The 13,430-nt window shown below is 60.4% G+C and carries 14 protein-coding genes; 5 read left to right on the top strand and 9 right to left on the bottom strand.

Going from position 1 to position 13,430, the window contains the following annotated elements; genetic code table 11:
* Nucleotides 1–149: 149 nt before the first annotated feature.
* From GTQ55_RS12480 to recQ, 3 genes are all read right to left on the bottom strand, one after another.
* Nucleotides 150–1,646, bottom strand: coding sequence for a CoA-acylating methylmalonate-semialdehyde dehydrogenase (locus GTQ55_RS12480; RefSeq protein WP_161859034.1), 1,497 nt, complete (start codon nt 1,644–1,646; stop codon nt 150–152).
* Between the two features lie 100 nt (nt 1,647–1,746).
* Nucleotides 1,747–3,081, bottom strand: a complete 1,335-nt coding sequence (aptA, locus tag GTQ55_RS12475; RefSeq protein WP_161859033.1) for an omega-aminotransferase AptA — start codon at nt 3,079–3,081, stop codon at nt 1,747–1,749.
* Nucleotides 3,082–3,297: 216 nt separating this feature from the next.
* A complete protein-coding gene (recQ, locus tag GTQ55_RS12470) occupies nt 3,298–5,172 on the bottom strand; it encodes a DNA helicase RecQ (RefSeq protein WP_161859032.1) in 1,875 nt (624 codons plus the stop codon).
* 151 nt (nt 5,173–5,323) lie between these two features.
* On the opposite strand from recQ, the gene GTQ55_RS12465 reads away from it, so the two are divergent.
* Nucleotides 5,324–5,779 (top strand): hypothetical protein, encoded by a 456-nt coding sequence (locus GTQ55_RS12465; protein ID WP_161859031.1) that lies wholly within the window; start codon nt 5,324–5,326, stop codon nt 5,777–5,779.
* A gap of 54 nt (nt 5,780–5,833) precedes the next feature.
* On the opposite strand, the gene GTQ55_RS12460 is transcribed toward GTQ55_RS12465, so the two are convergent.
* Nucleotides 5,834–6,628 carry a glutaminyl-peptide cyclotransferase gene (locus GTQ55_RS12460; RefSeq protein WP_161859030.1) on the bottom strand — a complete coding sequence of 265 codons (795 nt, stop codon included), beginning with the start codon at nt 6,626–6,628 and terminating at the stop codon, nt 5,834–5,836.
* Between the two features lie 55 nt (nt 6,629–6,683).
* Here GTQ55_RS12460 and GTQ55_RS12455 point away from each other — a divergent pair, with 55 nt between their 5' ends.
* Nucleotides 6,684–7,298 carry a DUF502 domain-containing protein gene (locus GTQ55_RS12455; RefSeq protein ID WP_161859029.1) on the top strand — a complete coding sequence of 205 codons (615 nt, stop codon included), beginning with the start codon at nt 6,684–6,686 and terminating at the stop codon, nt 7,296–7,298.
* A 30-nt stretch (nt 7,299–7,328) separates the two neighbouring features.
* On the opposite strand, the gene mnmC is transcribed toward GTQ55_RS12455, so the two are convergent.
* The 4 genes from mnmC to GTQ55_RS12435 form a co-directional block, all read right to left on the bottom strand.
* The gene (gene mnmC / locus GTQ55_RS12450) at nt 7,329–9,404 is read right to left on the bottom strand and encodes a bifunctional tRNA (5-methylaminomethyl-2-thiouridine)(34)-methyltransferase MnmC2/FAD-dependent 5-carboxymethylaminomethyl-2-thiouridine(34) oxidoreductase MnmC1 (RefSeq protein WP_161859028.1); all 2,076 of its coding nucleotides are present in this window, start codon (nt 9,402–9,404) and stop codon (nt 7,329–7,331) included.
* 9 nt (nt 9,405–9,413) lie between these two features.
* Entirely contained in the window at nt 9,414–9,935 is a 522-nt protein-coding gene (gene fldB / locus GTQ55_RS12445) for a flavodoxin FldB (RefSeq protein ID WP_161859027.1), read from the bottom strand.
* A gap of 19 nt (nt 9,936–9,954) precedes the next feature.
* On the bottom strand, nt 9,955–10,422 hold the full coding sequence (gene trmL, locus GTQ55_RS12440; RefSeq protein WP_161859026.1) for a tRNA (uridine(34)/cytosine(34)/5-carboxymethylaminomethyluridine(34)-2'-O)-methyltransferase TrmL: 468 nt from the start codon (nt 10,420–10,422) through the stop codon (nt 9,955–9,957).
* A 239-nt stretch (nt 10,423–10,661) separates the two neighbouring features.
* A complete protein-coding gene (locus GTQ55_RS12435) occupies nt 10,662–11,192 on the bottom strand; it encodes a glycine cleavage system transcriptional repressor (protein ID WP_161859025.1) in 531 nt (176 codons plus the stop codon).
* A gap of 188 nt (nt 11,193–11,380) precedes the next feature.
* On the opposite strand from GTQ55_RS12435, the gene GTQ55_RS12430 reads away from it, so the two are divergent.
* The 3 genes from GTQ55_RS12430 (at nt 11,381) to GTQ55_RS12420 (ending at nt 13,152) form a co-directional block, all read left to right on the top strand.
* The gene (locus tag GTQ55_RS12430) at nt 11,381–12,187 is read left to right on the top strand and encodes a class I SAM-dependent methyltransferase (RefSeq protein ID WP_161859024.1); all 807 of its coding nucleotides are present in this window, start codon (nt 11,381–11,383) and stop codon (nt 12,185–12,187) included.
* Between the two features lie 78 nt (nt 12,188–12,265).
* Nucleotides 12,266–12,496, top strand: coding sequence for a YheU family protein (locus GTQ55_RS12425; protein ID WP_161859023.1), 231 nt, complete (start codon nt 12,266–12,268; stop codon nt 12,494–12,496).
* Nucleotides 12,496–13,152 carry an alpha/beta family hydrolase gene (locus GTQ55_RS12420; RefSeq protein ID WP_161859022.1) on the top strand — a complete coding sequence of 219 codons (657 nt, stop codon included), beginning with the start codon at nt 12,496–12,498 and terminating at the stop codon, nt 13,150–13,152. Before GTQ55_RS12425 ends, GTQ55_RS12420 begins: the two co-directional genes overlap by 1 nt.
* Here the strand turns inward: GTQ55_RS12420 and GTQ55_RS12415 are convergent.
* Complete coding sequence (locus GTQ55_RS12415) at nt 13,130–13,414, bottom strand: antibiotic biosynthesis monooxygenase family protein (protein ID WP_161859021.1); 285 nt, start codon at nt 13,412–13,414, stop codon at nt 13,130–13,132. The two genes, GTQ55_RS12420 and GTQ55_RS12415, sit on opposite strands and share 23 nt — an antisense overlap.
* Nucleotides 13,415–13,430 lie beyond the last annotated feature (16 nt).

Genomic DNA, 13,430 nt, shown 5'->3' with positions numbered 1-13,430 from the left:
AGGCGGGATTCTACCAACGGGTATTGCAGTGCCGGCAGGTTATCCGCGGTCAATAGTGGCGAGACGCTTGGGGCGGGGGCGTAAAAACAACAAAGCCGGTGCCCGAGACGACTCGGGCACCGGCTTGCAGTGCAGTACAGCGTTGGCGATCAGCCGTTGCTGGGGAAGGTGAATTGCGCTCCTTCACGCACACCACTGGCAGGCCAGCGCTGGGTGATGGTTTTGCGCTTGGAGTAGAAGCGTACGGAGTCCGGGCCGTAGGCGTGCAGGTCGCCGAACAGGGACTGCTTCCAGCCGCCGAAGCTGTGATAGGCCACCGGCACCGGCAGCGGCACATTGACGCCGACCATGCCAACCAGGATGTTGTCGGCAAAGTAGCGAGCGGCTTCCCCGTCGCGGGTGAAGATGCAGGTGCCGTTGCCGTACTGGTGAGCGTTGATGATGTCCATGGCTTCCTGCATGGTGTCCACGCGCATTACGCACAGCACCGGGCCGAAGATTTCGTCGCTATGGATGACCATGCCTTCCTTCACCCGGTCGAACAGGCTGGCGCCCAGGTAATTTCCGTTTTCGAAACCGGGAACCGTGAGGCCGCGGCCATCGACAACCAGGTCCGCGCCTTCTTCCACGCCCTTGGCAATATAACCTTCGATTTTTTCCAGCTGCGCACGGGTCACTACCGGTCCCATGTCGTTGCTGTTGTCCATGCCGTCGCCAACCTTGAGGTTGGCAATCTGCGCTTTCAGTTTTTCAACCAGAGCATCGGCGGTGGCATCGCCCACCGCCACAGCGACAGAAATGGCCATGCATCGCTCGCCGCAGGAACCATAGGCGGCTCCCATCAGTGCGCTGACCGCGTTGTCGAGATCGGCATCCGGCATCACGATCGCGTGGTTCTTGGCGCCGCCAAACGCCTGCACCCGCTTGCCATTGCTGCAGCCGGTTTCATATACATACTTGGCGATCGGGGTGGAGCCGACAAAGCTGACCGCGTGAACCCGATTGTCAGACAGCAGCGTATCCACCGCTTCTTTATCGCCGTTAACGACATTCAGAACGCCCGCCGGCAGGCCGGCTTCCTGTGCCAGTTGCGCGATCAGCAGTGCGGAACTCGGGTCACGCTCGGAAGGCTTGAGAATAAAGGTATTACCGCAGGCAACCGCCATCGGCCACATCCACAGGGGAACCATGGCCGGGAAGTTGAACGGCGTGATACCGGCGCAGACGCCGAGCGGCTGGAATTCGCTCCAGGAATCGATCGCCGGACCCACATTTTTACTGTGTTCGCCTTTCAGCAGTTCCGGCACGCTGCACGCGTACTCCACATTTTCGATACCGCGCTGCAGTTCGCCCATGGCATCGTTCAGAACTTTGCCGTGCTCGCGGGTAATCAGTTCGCAGATCTTGTCAGCATTCTGCTCCAGCAGTTCCTTGAGGCGGAACATAATACGCGCGCGCTTGATCGGCGGCGTGTTGCGCCAGGCCGGGTAGGCGGCCTGAGCGACGGCAATGGCTTCTTCCACAGTGGCCTTGCTGGCCAGCGCGACTTTGCCTTCGACTTTGTTGGTCGATGGGTTGACGATGTCCTGGTGGCGATCATCGCCGGTATGCATTTCGCCGTTGATCAGGTGGCCGACGGTGTTCATGGTTTCTCTCCCGTGGGATTTCTCCCAGCTCGAATTCAGTACATTTATTTGTGGTGACGGTGCCGCTGCGCGGGGCACCGTCACTGCGCCATCAAAATGGCTATTGGACTTCCTGCAGGATATCTCGCAGGGTTTCCGCAATCTGGGTAACCTGGTTGCGTTCGATTATAAACGGTGGGGCAACGGCAATGGTGTCACCGGTCCAGCGCAGCAAAATACCGCGACGATAGGCTTCCAGTACCACTTCCATCGCACGCTTGCCCGGCTCACCTGGGCGAGACTCTAGCTGAATGGCACCGGCGAGGCCGTAGTTGCGAATATCGACAACATGGGACTCGGAGCCCAGGCTGTGTAGCGCCTCTTCAAAGTAGGGTGCCATTTCCCTGACGCGGTTGAACAGCTTTTCGTCCTGGTAAATATCCAGTGTCGCCATGGCCGCAGCACAGGCGACCGGATGCGCAGAGTAGGTGTAGCCGTGGGCCAGCTCCGGAATATGTTCGGGCCCCTGCATAAAGGTTTCATAAATGGTGTCGCTGGCGAAAACCGCACCCATGGGGATCGCGCCGTTGGTGATGCCTTTCGCTGTGGTGATGATGTCCGGCTGCACGTCGAATTCCTGCGCCGCAAAGGCCGAGCCCGTGCGGCCAAAACCGGTAATGACTTCGTCAAAAATCAGCAGGATATCGTGTGCGGTGCACAGCTCACGCAGCTTTTTCAGGTAGCCTTTGGGCGGAAGGATCACCCCGGCAGAGCCGGCAAAAGGCTCGATCATCACGGCGGCAATATTCTCTGCCCCCTGCAGGTTGATGATGTCCAGCAGGCGGTTCGCCATGGCCTCGCCACCGTGCTCTGGCAGCCCGCGGGAAAATGCATTTTCTGGCAGCAGGGTATGTGGCAAGTGGTCCACGTCCAGGGCCGGGCCAAAGGTCTTGCGGTTGCCAACCATGCCGCCGACCGAGATGCCGCCGAAGTTGACGCCATGGTAGCCCTGGGCACGTCCTACAAGGCGGATCTTTTCCGGGCGGCCTTTAGCGCGCCAGTAGGCGCGGGCAATTTTCAGGGCCGTATCTGCCGCTTCCGATCCGGAGTTGCAGAAAAACACCCGGTTCAGATCACCCGGTGCCATGTCGGCCAGGCGCTTGGCCAGTTTGAACGCCGTCGGATGGCCAAACTGGAACGCAGGGGAGTAATCGAGGCCGGTGAGCTGGCTGGCTACCGCATCGGCAATTTCCTTGCGGCCATGGCCCAGGTTGCTGCACCAGAGGCCGGAGAAGGCATCCAGTACGGAGCGGCCGTCGGCCGTGGTGTAGTGCATGCCTTCCGCCGCGACGAACAGGCGCGGATCGGATTTGAAATGGCGGTTGCCGGTAAATGGCATCCAGTGGGCTTCGAGCTCTGCGGGGCTCAGGCCTGCGAGGCTGTCGAGATCAGCCATGGTTCACCTCGTGACTTCAACTGTGTTTATTGCGGGGCAGTTATTGTGGAACTCGTTGAGTTGAAGCGAGTTTAGGGGCGATCAATAAACTTTACAATAGTTGAATAATAATTCGGTTATTGGCTTGTTGGAGCCTATTCGGGGTGTATAACGTTCATTTTTAGCTGCCCGATGAGCGATTGATTGACGAGTGTTAAATATATTAACCGGATGAAGTCAGCCTGGCGGATGGCTCTCGCCGTCGAATTCCCGCAGCAGGTCGAGAAATGGCTCGCCGAAGCGCGCCAGTTTGCTGTCGCCTATGCCGGAAATCGCCAGCATCTCCGTGTCGGTGCGCGGGCGCGCGGAGAGCATTTCGCGCAGGGTGGCATCGTGGAACACCACATAGGGGGGAACGCCGCGCTCTTCCGCCAGGGACTTGCGCAGCGCGCGCAGAGCATCCCACAGGGGGATATCCTCGGCCGCGACCTCCACCGGTGCCCGGGACCGTGATCCGCCGGTGTCTCTCGCCGTTTTGGCCGGCGCCTTGGGCAAGGTGCGCAGCTGCAGGTGTTCCTCGCCACGCAGGACCGGGCGGCACTGTTCGGTGAGTTGCAGGGCGTTGAAGGCCTCGGCGTTGACTCGCAGGTAGCCGCGTACCACCAGCTGTCGGGTGACCGCTCGCCATTCATTGCCGCTGAGATCGTCGCCGATACCGTAGGTGGAGAGCTGGTTGTGGTTGAACTGGCGAATTTTCTCGGTGTCGGCACCTCGCAGTACATCGATCACATGGGCAGCGCCGAAACGCTGGCCGGTGCGGTATATGCAGGACATCAGCTTGCGGGTGGCCTCACTGGCGTCCCAGGTGGCGGGCGGCTCCAGGCAGGTGTCGCAGTTGCCGCAATCCGCCGCAAGCTCCTCGTTGAAATAGCGCAGCAGGGCCTTGCGGCGGCAACTGGTGATTTCACACAGCCCCAGCATCGCGTCCAGGCGCTGCCGCTCCTGGCGCTTGTGCTCCTCGCTGCCGTCTGAGGTGGCGGCCATCTGGCTGAGTTTGACCACATCTTCCAGGCCATACAGCAGCAGGGCGGTGGCCGGTTCGCCATCGCGCCCGGCGCGGCCGGTTTCCTGATAGTAGGCTTCGATGCTCTTGGGCAGGTCCAGGTGCGCCACAAAACGCACATCCGGCTTGTCGATCCCCATTCCAAAGGCAATGGTGGCGACCATGACAATGCCCTCGTCCCGCAGGAATCGCCGCTGGTGGTCTGCGCGCATTTCGGCGGAGAGACCGGCGTGATAGGGCAGGGCGTTGAACCCCTGTTGCCGGAGCCACTGCGCGGTGGACTCCACCTTGTTGCGGGAGAGGCAGTAAATGACCCCGGCATTGCCCTGTTGCTCGCCGCTCAGGAACTGAAGTAACTGGCGCTTGGGGTTGTTCTTGGGGGCAATACGGTACTGGATGTTGGGGCGGTCAAAGCTGCTGACGAAGTGGCGCGCACCCGCCAGGTCCAGGCGCTGGGCAATCTCGAGGCGCGTGCGCTGGTCGGCGGTCGCGGTCAGGGCGACCCGGGGGACCGCGGGAAAACGCTGGTGCAGGCACGAGAGCTGCAGGTAATCGGCGCGGAAGTCGTGCCCCCACTGGCTTACGCAGTGGGCTTCGTCGATGGCGAACAGGGCGATCTGCGCCTGTTCCAGCAGTTCCAGGGTGCGGGGCTGCAGTAACCGTTCGGGAGCCAGGTAGAGAAGCTCCAGATCTCCGCGCAACAGCTGGTCTTCGATGTTCTGTGCTTCGCGGAAATCCAGCGAAGAGTTCAGGAAGGCCGCGGCCACACCGGCGGCGCGCAGGGCTTCCACCTGGTCCTGCATAAGGGCGATCAGCGGGGAAATCACGATCCCGCAGCCCGCGCGCGCCAGCGCAGGTATCTGGTAGCACAGGGATTTGCCGCCACCGGTGGGCATCAGCACCAGTGCGTCCTCACCGTTGACCAGGGTTTCGATAATGTCCTGCTGGTCACCCCGGAACCCGGTGTAGCCAAAAGTGTGTTCGAGGATGTAGTGCGGGCTGCGGGCGTTGGAGGGCGCGCTCGCCAGGGGGGCGGTTGAGTCAGTCATGGGCGGGAGTATACCCCCGTGGCGATGACCGCGGCGAACTAGTACCCGAGTGCTGCTGTCCAATTGTTGGCGCCTGTTGCCTCACGAAAAGGTGATGTTCGTCTATAATCCCACCACCGCAGACATAGACAGGGATAAAGCTATGCGCGCAATGACATTGAAGTCTGTACTGTTACTGAGCATGTTGTTTTCCAGCGTGATCTTGGCCCTTGCCGGTTGCGTTTCCCAAACGCCTGAGCCCATCAACCCGAGCAACCTTGCGCAATCCGCAGTGAAAGACACCCACCTGGGCTGGAACCCCGCCCCGGCCAACCAGCTGAACTACTCACTGGCGACGTCTACCGGCATCGCCCGGATGGAGATGCGGGAGCTGCCGGGAGATTTGCAGGCGGTAACCATCGAACTGCCGGGTATGCGCAGTATCGAAGGGGTCCAGTGGCGTGGCGCGGGCGGCGACAATGCCATGCTGTTCGACGGCGTTGAGGGGGTGGACGGGGTGACCGTAGAACGCCAGCACCGCGGTTATCGGTTGCAGGTCAGAGGGCGGGCGCTGGAGTCCATTCGCAGTGGCGGTTTTCTGACCGTGATCGACTATTACCGCAATTGACCGGTAGCGCACCTCGCCGGCCCCTGGCTGGCCTACCCTGCGCTCAAACTGTGCTCAAAAGCCCAGCCCGTCGGGGCGTATCAGATAGAGTTTGGGCCAGTACTTTCCGGTAACCCAGAGCCCGTTGCGGGCCCGGTCCCAGGCAATGCCATTGGCCACGGCATCCACGTGCCGGCGGCCCTGCAGGCTGTCCTGTTGCAGTTTTTCCAGATTCAGTATTCCTTTTACTTCACCATTATCCGGATCTATGGCGATGATTCGCGGGTCCTTCCAGATATTGGCCCAGATCAGGCCATGCACGTATTCCAGTTCGTTCAGGTGCGACCAGCGCTCCCCACCGCCTGTGACGGGCAGCCGCCGGATAACCTCGAAGGTGTCCGGATCGCGGAAGGTCAGCGTGTCACTGCCATTGCTCATGATCAGTTGCCGGCCATCGCTGGTCAGGCCCCAGCCTTCTCCTTGATAGCTCAGTACATTTTCCAGGCTGAAGTTTGAGCGGTTGTAGACCTGTGCCTCGCCGGCGCGATAGGTCAGCAGGTATAGCCTGTCGCCCAAAACTGCGAGACCTTCCGCAAAGCGATTGCCCGCGAGCCATTTGCGCCTTACAGGATTAGCGCCGGGGTCGGTATACTCCGCGAGCCAGGAACGGCCGTACAGCCCGCTGCTTTCCAGCCAGCGCTCGCCATCGAAGTAGAGGCCCTGGGTAAAGTGATCGCCGGGCCGCGGTTTGCTTTCCAATAGTTTGTATTCGCCGGGCTCGATGGCGAGGCTTTGGCTGGAAAACAGTAGCAGTGTGGTGAAAGCGGCGTGGATTGCCGGCCCGATTGCGGATCTCAATACGGCTCGCATGGCGAATTGTCTATTTCCCTGTTCAACGATATCCAGATCAGTGCAGTAATAAGTTATGACCCGAATAAAAACATTTGTCACGCTGACCCTGCTCGGTGGCCTGGCGGTGGTGTTGCCGATTGCCATTTTTGTCATGCTGTTTCAATGGCTGTTTGGCCAGATCAGCGAGATGGTGGCGCCGGCCACCGAATGGATGCAGGCACATACCCAGTTCAAGGATAACTTCGCGCGCCTTGTGGTGATAGGGCTGATTCTGGGGTTGTGCTTTCTGATTGGCCTGCTGGTGAAAACCAGTGTGGGCCGCTGGGCGCACCGGCATCTGGACCACTGGTTGGGCAAGCTGGCACCGGGGTACAGCACGATCAAGGATCTTGTGCTGCAGTTTATCGGCGGTGCCGGTAGTGAGGGGGTGTTGTCTGGGCCGGTGGCGCGGGCGCGTATCCACGGTGCGGGCAACCCGCTGTCGGTGACGGCAATCGTGACGTCGCAGCATGCAAACGGGGATTACACGGTATATGTGCCCACCGCACCGGTGCCCACGTCCGGCTTTGTCTATCACCTGCCGCCGGAGTGTGTGGAGATCCTGCCCCATGTGACGGTAGAGGCCGCCATGAAGTCGATCGTGGCCTGTGGTTCTGGTAGTGGACCGCTGTTGCGGCCGCCAGGTTGAATACTTGCTGGCGGGGGTAAGCGGGCAGAATCAATCCGTAATCGACCGGTTCTTGCCAAGCGCCCGGATGGCGAAACGCATAGGGTGCAGCGCCTTCACCAGCTCTTCAGATACCGGCATCACTTCCCCGACTATCCAGCCTGCCAACACTTCCGCCGCCAATGGTGCGTAGGTAAATCCCCGCGATCCGAGCCCGGCCAGTACATAAAGATGTGGCTGGTAGGGGGTGCGGCGATCGATCAGCTGTTTGCGGTTTTTGCGCAGCGAATGGTAGGTGTCTTCCAGATGCTCCCAGTCCGCTACCGGGCCGGCCATGGGCAGGTAGTCCGGGGTGGCGGCGCGCAGGGCGGCTCGACCCTGTAGCGTCTGGCCGCTGAACGAGCCTGCGATGTCGGGAAGCAGGGAGGCCAGTGTCTGCAGGTTCTCTTGGTGTTCTTCAGCGCGGATTCCGGTATCGGTCTGCTTCAGCTTGAAGGTGGCACCGAAACTCTGGGTTGTCTGGCTGTCGCGGCTGTTGGCGGGGGCAATGTAGCCTTCGCCGCACAGGGCCAGTTTCAGCTTTTTCGACGCCTCGGTGATTGCGGCAAACGATACCTGGCCGCGTATCGGCTGCAGGGGCAGGGGAGCGGTCTGCGGAAAGTGGCGGTTGAAATTGGCGGAGCAGAGTATCAGGGCATCGAACCCCGGCTGCGCTGTCTTTTCCGAGGTTTCCAGTTGCCACTGCTGATCGGCGTAAGTGGCGTTGTGAATCGTGGTGGCAAAGTGGGTTTGAATATTGGGGTGTTGTAGCAGGGTGCTGCACACCTGCCTCGGGCGCAACCAGCCGGCATCGGGGAAATAGAGCCCCGGTGCTGTCAGGTCGACACCGGCGAGCGCGCTGGCCTGGCTCGCGGTGACGGGCTGCGCGAGCTTTGAGTCGCCGTTCAGTGAAAGTCGCTCGACGACCTGCTGCTGCAATTGCCGCTCTTTCTCCGACTGTGCCAGTTGCAGCAAGCCATCGAAATGGACGGCCTGCGGGCAAAGTCTGGGGTAAAAGTTCTGGGCAAACTGAAGTGCGAGCAGGTTGAAATCGCCGTTGGGGCCGGGTTTGGGCGAGAGTTTCGCGTAGAGAATTCCCTGGTCGTTGCCCGAGGCTCCGCTGCCGGGGGATTCCCCCTTCTCGAATACCGTGACTTTCAATCCTCGCTCAGCCAGTGTCCGGGCGGTAGTGGCGCCGGCGATGCCCGCGCCGACCACGGCGACGGTTTGTGGTCCTTGGCGCTGTGGCTGTACCTGAGACTGCGACAGGGGCTGAGATTGGGGCTGAGATTGGGGCAGGTGCCAGGGCGTGGCGTGGTGCCTGTGCGGCGTCTGCGCCAAAGGCAATGAGTATTCGCCGCGCAGCATTTCCCGTTTGCGGCCGAACCCCGGGACTTTCTGCAGTGCAAAGCCCACAGACTTGAGCCCGCGTTTGACGATGCCCGCGCAGGTAAAGGTTGCGAAGGTGGCCTGCGGTGCGCTCAGGCTGGCAATGGCCTGGAATAACTCTTCGCTCCACATCTCCGGGTTCTTTGACGGCGCAAACCCGTCCAGGAACCAGGCGTCGATTACACGGTCCCGTCCAGGGTCGTCCAGCAACAATCGCTCAAACCCGCGGCTCGCTTCGTCAATGATGAGCGTCAGGTGAATACCGCCGGAAAACGACAACCGGTGCACACCGGCCGCGAGAAGGGGCGGGTAGCTTTCGAGCAGCTCCCGGCTCAGGTCGTGCAGCTCCGGCCACATCGCCAGCGCGCGGGCCAGGTCGTCAGGGCGCAGGGGATACTTTTCCACGCTGACAAAATGCAGTTGCGCACTCGCCGGGGCGGTCTGTCGCCACAGTTGCCAGGCGGCGAGAAAATTGAGCCCGGTACCAAAGCCGGTTTCACCAATGGTGAAACGTGCCCCGTGCTGGAGCTTTGACCAGCGTTCCGGCAGGTCATTCTCGGCAAGAAATACGTGGCGAGTCTCCTCCAGTCCGGAAGCAGTGGAGAAGTAGATGTCGTCAAACGTGCTGGATACGGGCTGACCATTCTCGCGCCATTCCAGCTGGGCGTGGTGAACCGCGTCCGGTTTTTGCTCAGGCATGGAGGCTGGTCATTTGAGCCCGAATTCCCGCATTACCTGCGCACACCACTGGTCGAGGCGTTCGTCACTGCGGTCGAATTCATTTTCCTCGTCCAGGGCGAGGCCCACAAACTGGCTGCCGTCGGGCGTGAGGCCCTTTGATTCCTCAAACTGGTAGCCGTCTGCGGGCCAGTAACCCACGGCTTTGGCGCCGACGGCAACCACCTGCGCGTGCAGGTACCCGAGGGCATCCTGGTACCACTGGGGGTAGCCCTCCTGGTCACCCAGGCCATACAGTGCAACCGTCTTCCCGCTCAGATCCAGTTGTGCCAGCTGATCCCAGCAGTTTTCCCAGTCTTCCTGCAGCTCGCCATAGTCCCACGTGGGGATTCCAAGAATCAGAAAGTCGTAGTCCTGCATCTGGGCGATATCGTCTTCCGCCACATTGTGCAGGTCGATCCACTCCTCGCCGAGGCGGTCGCGGATTTTTTCTGCCGCCATTTCGGTGTAACAGGTACTTGAGCCGTAAAAAAGTCCGATAGGTGCGCGCATAAAGTTATTGGGCGTTGATTCAGTCTTGGGCGTTGATATAGCCCAGCTGTCGCCAGGCCTCATAGATAACGATGGCCGCGGCATTGGAAAGGTTAATGCTGCGGCTGTTGGCGCACATGGGAATGCGCAGGGTGTGGTCCTGGCCCGTCTGGGCAAGAAACTCGGCGGGCAGGCCGCGGGTCTCGGGGCCGAAGACAATGGCGTCGTCGGCACGGAATTCAATCTCCGAGTGCGCGCGGCTGCCTTTGGTGGAGAGCGCCAGCACCCGCTTGGGTTGCTCCGACTCCACGAATGCCTCCCAGTCGCGGTGGCGTACCACGCGGCTGTATTCGGCGTAGTCCAGTCCCGCCCGACGCAGGCGCTTGTCGTCCATAGCGAAGCCCAGGGGTTCGATCAGATGCAGCTCGGCCCCGGTGTTGGCGCACAGGCGGATGATATTGCCGGTATTGGGAGCAATTTCCGGCTGGTAGAGCACGATTTTGAACATGGGTACTGCTCGGGTCCGATAGGGTCCGAATTGAACGTTTCAGGCGTCGCGGCGTTTAACGCGGAGGTGGCGATCCCGCTGCCTGTCCTGCGAGGCCTGCAACGGCATGGATGCCGGTGCAGGGTCGCCACAGTCGGGGCAAGGCACGTCTCGCAAGACTGTCGCCGGGAGGCCACCGCCACTGACGTTTGTTAGCGACGGAGCGATTCCTGACGCCCGCGCCGCAAATTGGCGGGGGATTATAGCGCGGCGGAGGTTTCTTCGCAGTCGATCTCGACTCCGAGTTCGTCGGCGATCTCGTCGAGCTCATCGTACAGGCCGTCAATGCTGACATCTTCGGCAACACTGATGGTGCACTCGGCGGTAAACAGGGGCTCACCGCTCCAGGGCGTGCTGCCGTAGCGGGTGTCCAGGGTTTCCATATTGATCCGGCGTGCGGCCAGTGCACGGGAGATCTCCTTGACGATACCCGGACGGTCATTGCCCACCAGCTTCAGCTGCAGGGTCTGGCGGCTGTCTGCGGCGACGGCAAGGGCGTCCTCGACCTGCAGCTTGAAATCGTCACCGGCGAGGTTCTGAAGGGCTTCTTTGAGTGTTGAGCTGTCGTCTGCGGCCACGCTTACCCGCAGGATGCCGGCGAACTTTCCGGCGAAGTGGGCCATCCGGCTATCTTCCCAGTTGCCGCCATTTTCGGCCACCACGGCGGAGAGCATTTCCACTACCCCGGGTTTGTCGTCGCTGATAATGGAGATGACGAGGTGCTGTTGCATGAGGGCTTCCTTACTGGCGCTGCCAAATCGGTTGAATTGCTGAATTGTAGCCAGTGTGACACCGGGTGGGCAAAGTTCTCCCCTATTGGAGCGGGGAACTTTGACGGGCTGGTCGAAGTCTTTACAAGCAATGGCCAGCAGTGTTGAATCACTGGTCGTAGGAATAAAAATCAACGGGAGGGTTTTGGATGAAAGTAGTTCATTGGTTGGCCGGAATGGCCTGCGCGGTATCACTGGTGGGGGCCGCTCAGGCCGACACGCTGAAACAGGCGATTGAAGGGGATCAGCGCACTCCTGCCTACGCGGCGCGTGACCAGTACCGTCACCCCGCCGAGACCCTGGAGTTCTTCCAGGTAAAGCCGGACATGACCGTGGTGGAAATCTGGCCGGGCGGTGGCTGGTATACCGAGATTCTCGCTCCCGCATTGAAGGAGGAGGGCACTTTTTACGCGGCACACTTCCCGAAAGATTCCAAGGCCGGTTACTTCAAGCGCTCGCGCGAAGCGTTTGAGAAAATGCTGAGGAAAGAGAAGGCGACTTACGGCGCGGTGAAACTGACCGAGTTTGCACCGGGTGGTGATAGTGAAATTGCCCCGGAAGGTTCCGCAGACGTGGTACTGACTTTCCGCAACGTGCACAACTGGATGGGCGGGAACAATGAGCAGGCGGCATTCAACACCTTTTACAAGGCGCTGAAGCCGGGTGGTGTTCTGGGGGTGGTAGAGCATCGGGCCAAGCCGGGTACCAGCCGTGAAGACATGAAGAAGAGTGGTTATGTGACGCAGGACTACGTCATCAAACTGGCAAAGAATGCGGGCTTCGAGCTGGAAGAAACCAGTGAGATCAATGCAAACCCGAAAGACACCGCGGATCACCCGAAAGGCGTGTGGACACTGCCTCCTTCTCTGCGCCTCGGTGACGAGGACAAGGACAAGTACCAGGCGATTGGTGAAAGTGACCGTATGACCCTGCGGTTCCGTAAACCACAGTCCTGATATTTCCGTTCCGGTAACGATAAAATGCCCCGGTTCCCCCGGGGCATTTTTTTTGAGAAATCATTGCAGTAGGTACCCATGATTATTCCGCACCACCAGTTAGACCGTGAAACCCTGCAAAACCTGCTGGAAGAATACGCTACCCGTGACGGTACCGATTACGGGGAGCGCGAGGTGAGCCTGGATGACAAAGTGGCGAGCCTGCGCCGGCAACTGGAAAGCAAGGCCATCGTGATCTGGTTTGAGCCCGGTGAAGAGACTGTGAACCTTATCCTCGCGGAAGATATTCCCCGCGAGGGGGCGTCCTGATGTCCGAGTCGTGCAGTTGGCTGCTAGACCGCCCGGAACAGCCGCCAGTAGCCTGGTATCTGTTTGCGCATGGTGCCGGGGCACCCATGGACAGCGATTTTATGCAGTCACTGGCAGACATGCTGGTGGCACAGGGCGTCGGGGTTGTGCGTTTTGAGTTTCCGTATATGGAGGAGCGCAGGGCATCGGGCAAGCGCAGGCCGCCGAATAAAATGGATGTCTTGCTGGAAGCGTTTCAGGTGCAGATTGATCGCGCTGGCGCGGAGCTGTCGCCGGTACCTCTGTTTATCGGTGGCAAGTCCATGGGTGGACGGGTAGCGAGTATGTTGGCGCAGGAGAATTTTGAACGGCAGAAGGTCGCCGGTGCGGTGTGCCTGGGTTACCCGTTCCATCCGCCGGGCAAGCCGGAAAAACTGCGTACCGAGCACCTGGGGGATCTGGCTTGCCCCACGCTGATTGTTCAGGGGACACGGGACAAGCTGGGCAATCGTGAGGAAGTTGCCGGGTATGCGCTGTCTTCCGCGGTCGAGCTTTACTGGCTGGAGGATGGCGACCATGACCTCAAGCCGCGCAAGGCGAGCGGTTTCAGTCAGCAGCATCACTGGCAGGCGGCTGCTGACCGCGCGGTAGCATTTATGCGCGCTCGAGAATCGTAATGCGTTCTTCGTGCAGCAGCATTGGTGCAAGCTGTGCCATCTGATCCCGGCGCTCCTCGCTGTTGTACCACTGCTGCCAGTGCAGCACTGATTTCCACTTTGACAGGGTGAAGCGGCGCAGGGGGTTGTCCAGTTCGGTATAAGTGTGGCCGTCGACAAACCCGGTAGTCTGGTAGGCATTGGTTAACAGTCGGCGGGCGGCCTCTTCGTAGGTGGACTCCAGGTCTTCGGCTACTTCCCGCTCGATCAGTACGTAAATCATGACTGCGTTCTCATCC

This window comes from Microbulbifer hydrolyticus, assembly GCF_009931115.1.
Lineage (GTDB): Bacteria > Pseudomonadota > Gammaproteobacteria > Pseudomonadales > Cellvibrionaceae > Microbulbifer > Microbulbifer hydrolyticus.
The sequence above is the reverse complement of the archived record's forward strand: the minus strand, read 5'-3'. Positions and strand labels throughout refer to the sequence as shown.

Coding starts and splice junctions, on each gene's coding strand:
- mnmC (WP_161859028.1), bottom strand. CDS start 9,404: ATGCCTGAGCAAAAACCGGACGCGGTTCACCACGCCCAGCTGGAATGG.
- trmL (WP_161859026.1), bottom strand. CDS start 10,422: ATGTTCAAAATCGTGCTCTACCAGCCGGAAATTGCTCCCAATACCGGC.
- GTQ55_RS12420 (WP_161859022.1), top strand. CDS start 12,496: ATGTCCGAGTCGTGCAGTTGGCTGCTAGACCGCCCGGAACAGCCGCCA.
- GTQ55_RS12465 (WP_161859031.1), top strand. CDS start 5,324: ATGACATTGAAGTCTGTACTGTTACTGAGCATGTTGTTTTCCAGCGTG.
- GTQ55_RS12480 (WP_161859034.1), bottom strand. CDS start 1,646: ATGAACACCGTCGGCCACCTGATCAACGGCGAAATGCATACCGGCGAT.
- GTQ55_RS12415 (WP_161859021.1), bottom strand. CDS start 13,414: ATGATTTACGTACTGATCGAGCGGGAAGTAGCCGAAGACCTGGAGTCC.
- GTQ55_RS12460 (WP_161859030.1), bottom strand. CDS start 6,628: ATGCGAGCCGTATTGAGATCCGCAATCGGGCCGGCAATCCACGCCGCT.
- GTQ55_RS12430 (WP_161859024.1), top strand. CDS start 11,381: ATGAAAGTAGTTCATTGGTTGGCCGGAATGGCCTGCGCGGTATCACTG.
- GTQ55_RS12425 (WP_161859023.1), top strand. CDS start 12,266: ATGATTATTCCGCACCACCAGTTAGACCGTGAAACCCTGCAAAACCTG.
- recQ (WP_161859032.1), bottom strand. CDS start 5,172: ATGACTGACTCAACCGCCCCCCTGGCGAGCGCGCCCTCCAACGCCCGC.
- GTQ55_RS12435 (WP_161859025.1), bottom strand. CDS start 11,192: ATGCAACAGCACCTCGTCATCTCCATTATCAGCGACGACAAACCCGGG.
- fldB (WP_161859027.1), bottom strand. CDS start 9,935: ATGCGCGCACCTATCGGACTTTTTTACGGCTCAAGTACCTGTTACACC.
- GTQ55_RS12455 (WP_161859029.1), top strand. CDS start 6,684: ATGACCCGAATAAAAACATTTGTCACGCTGACCCTGCTCGGTGGCCTG.
- aptA (WP_161859033.1), bottom strand. CDS start 3,081: ATGGCTGATCTCGACAGCCTCGCAGGCCTGAGCCCCGCAGAGCTCGAA.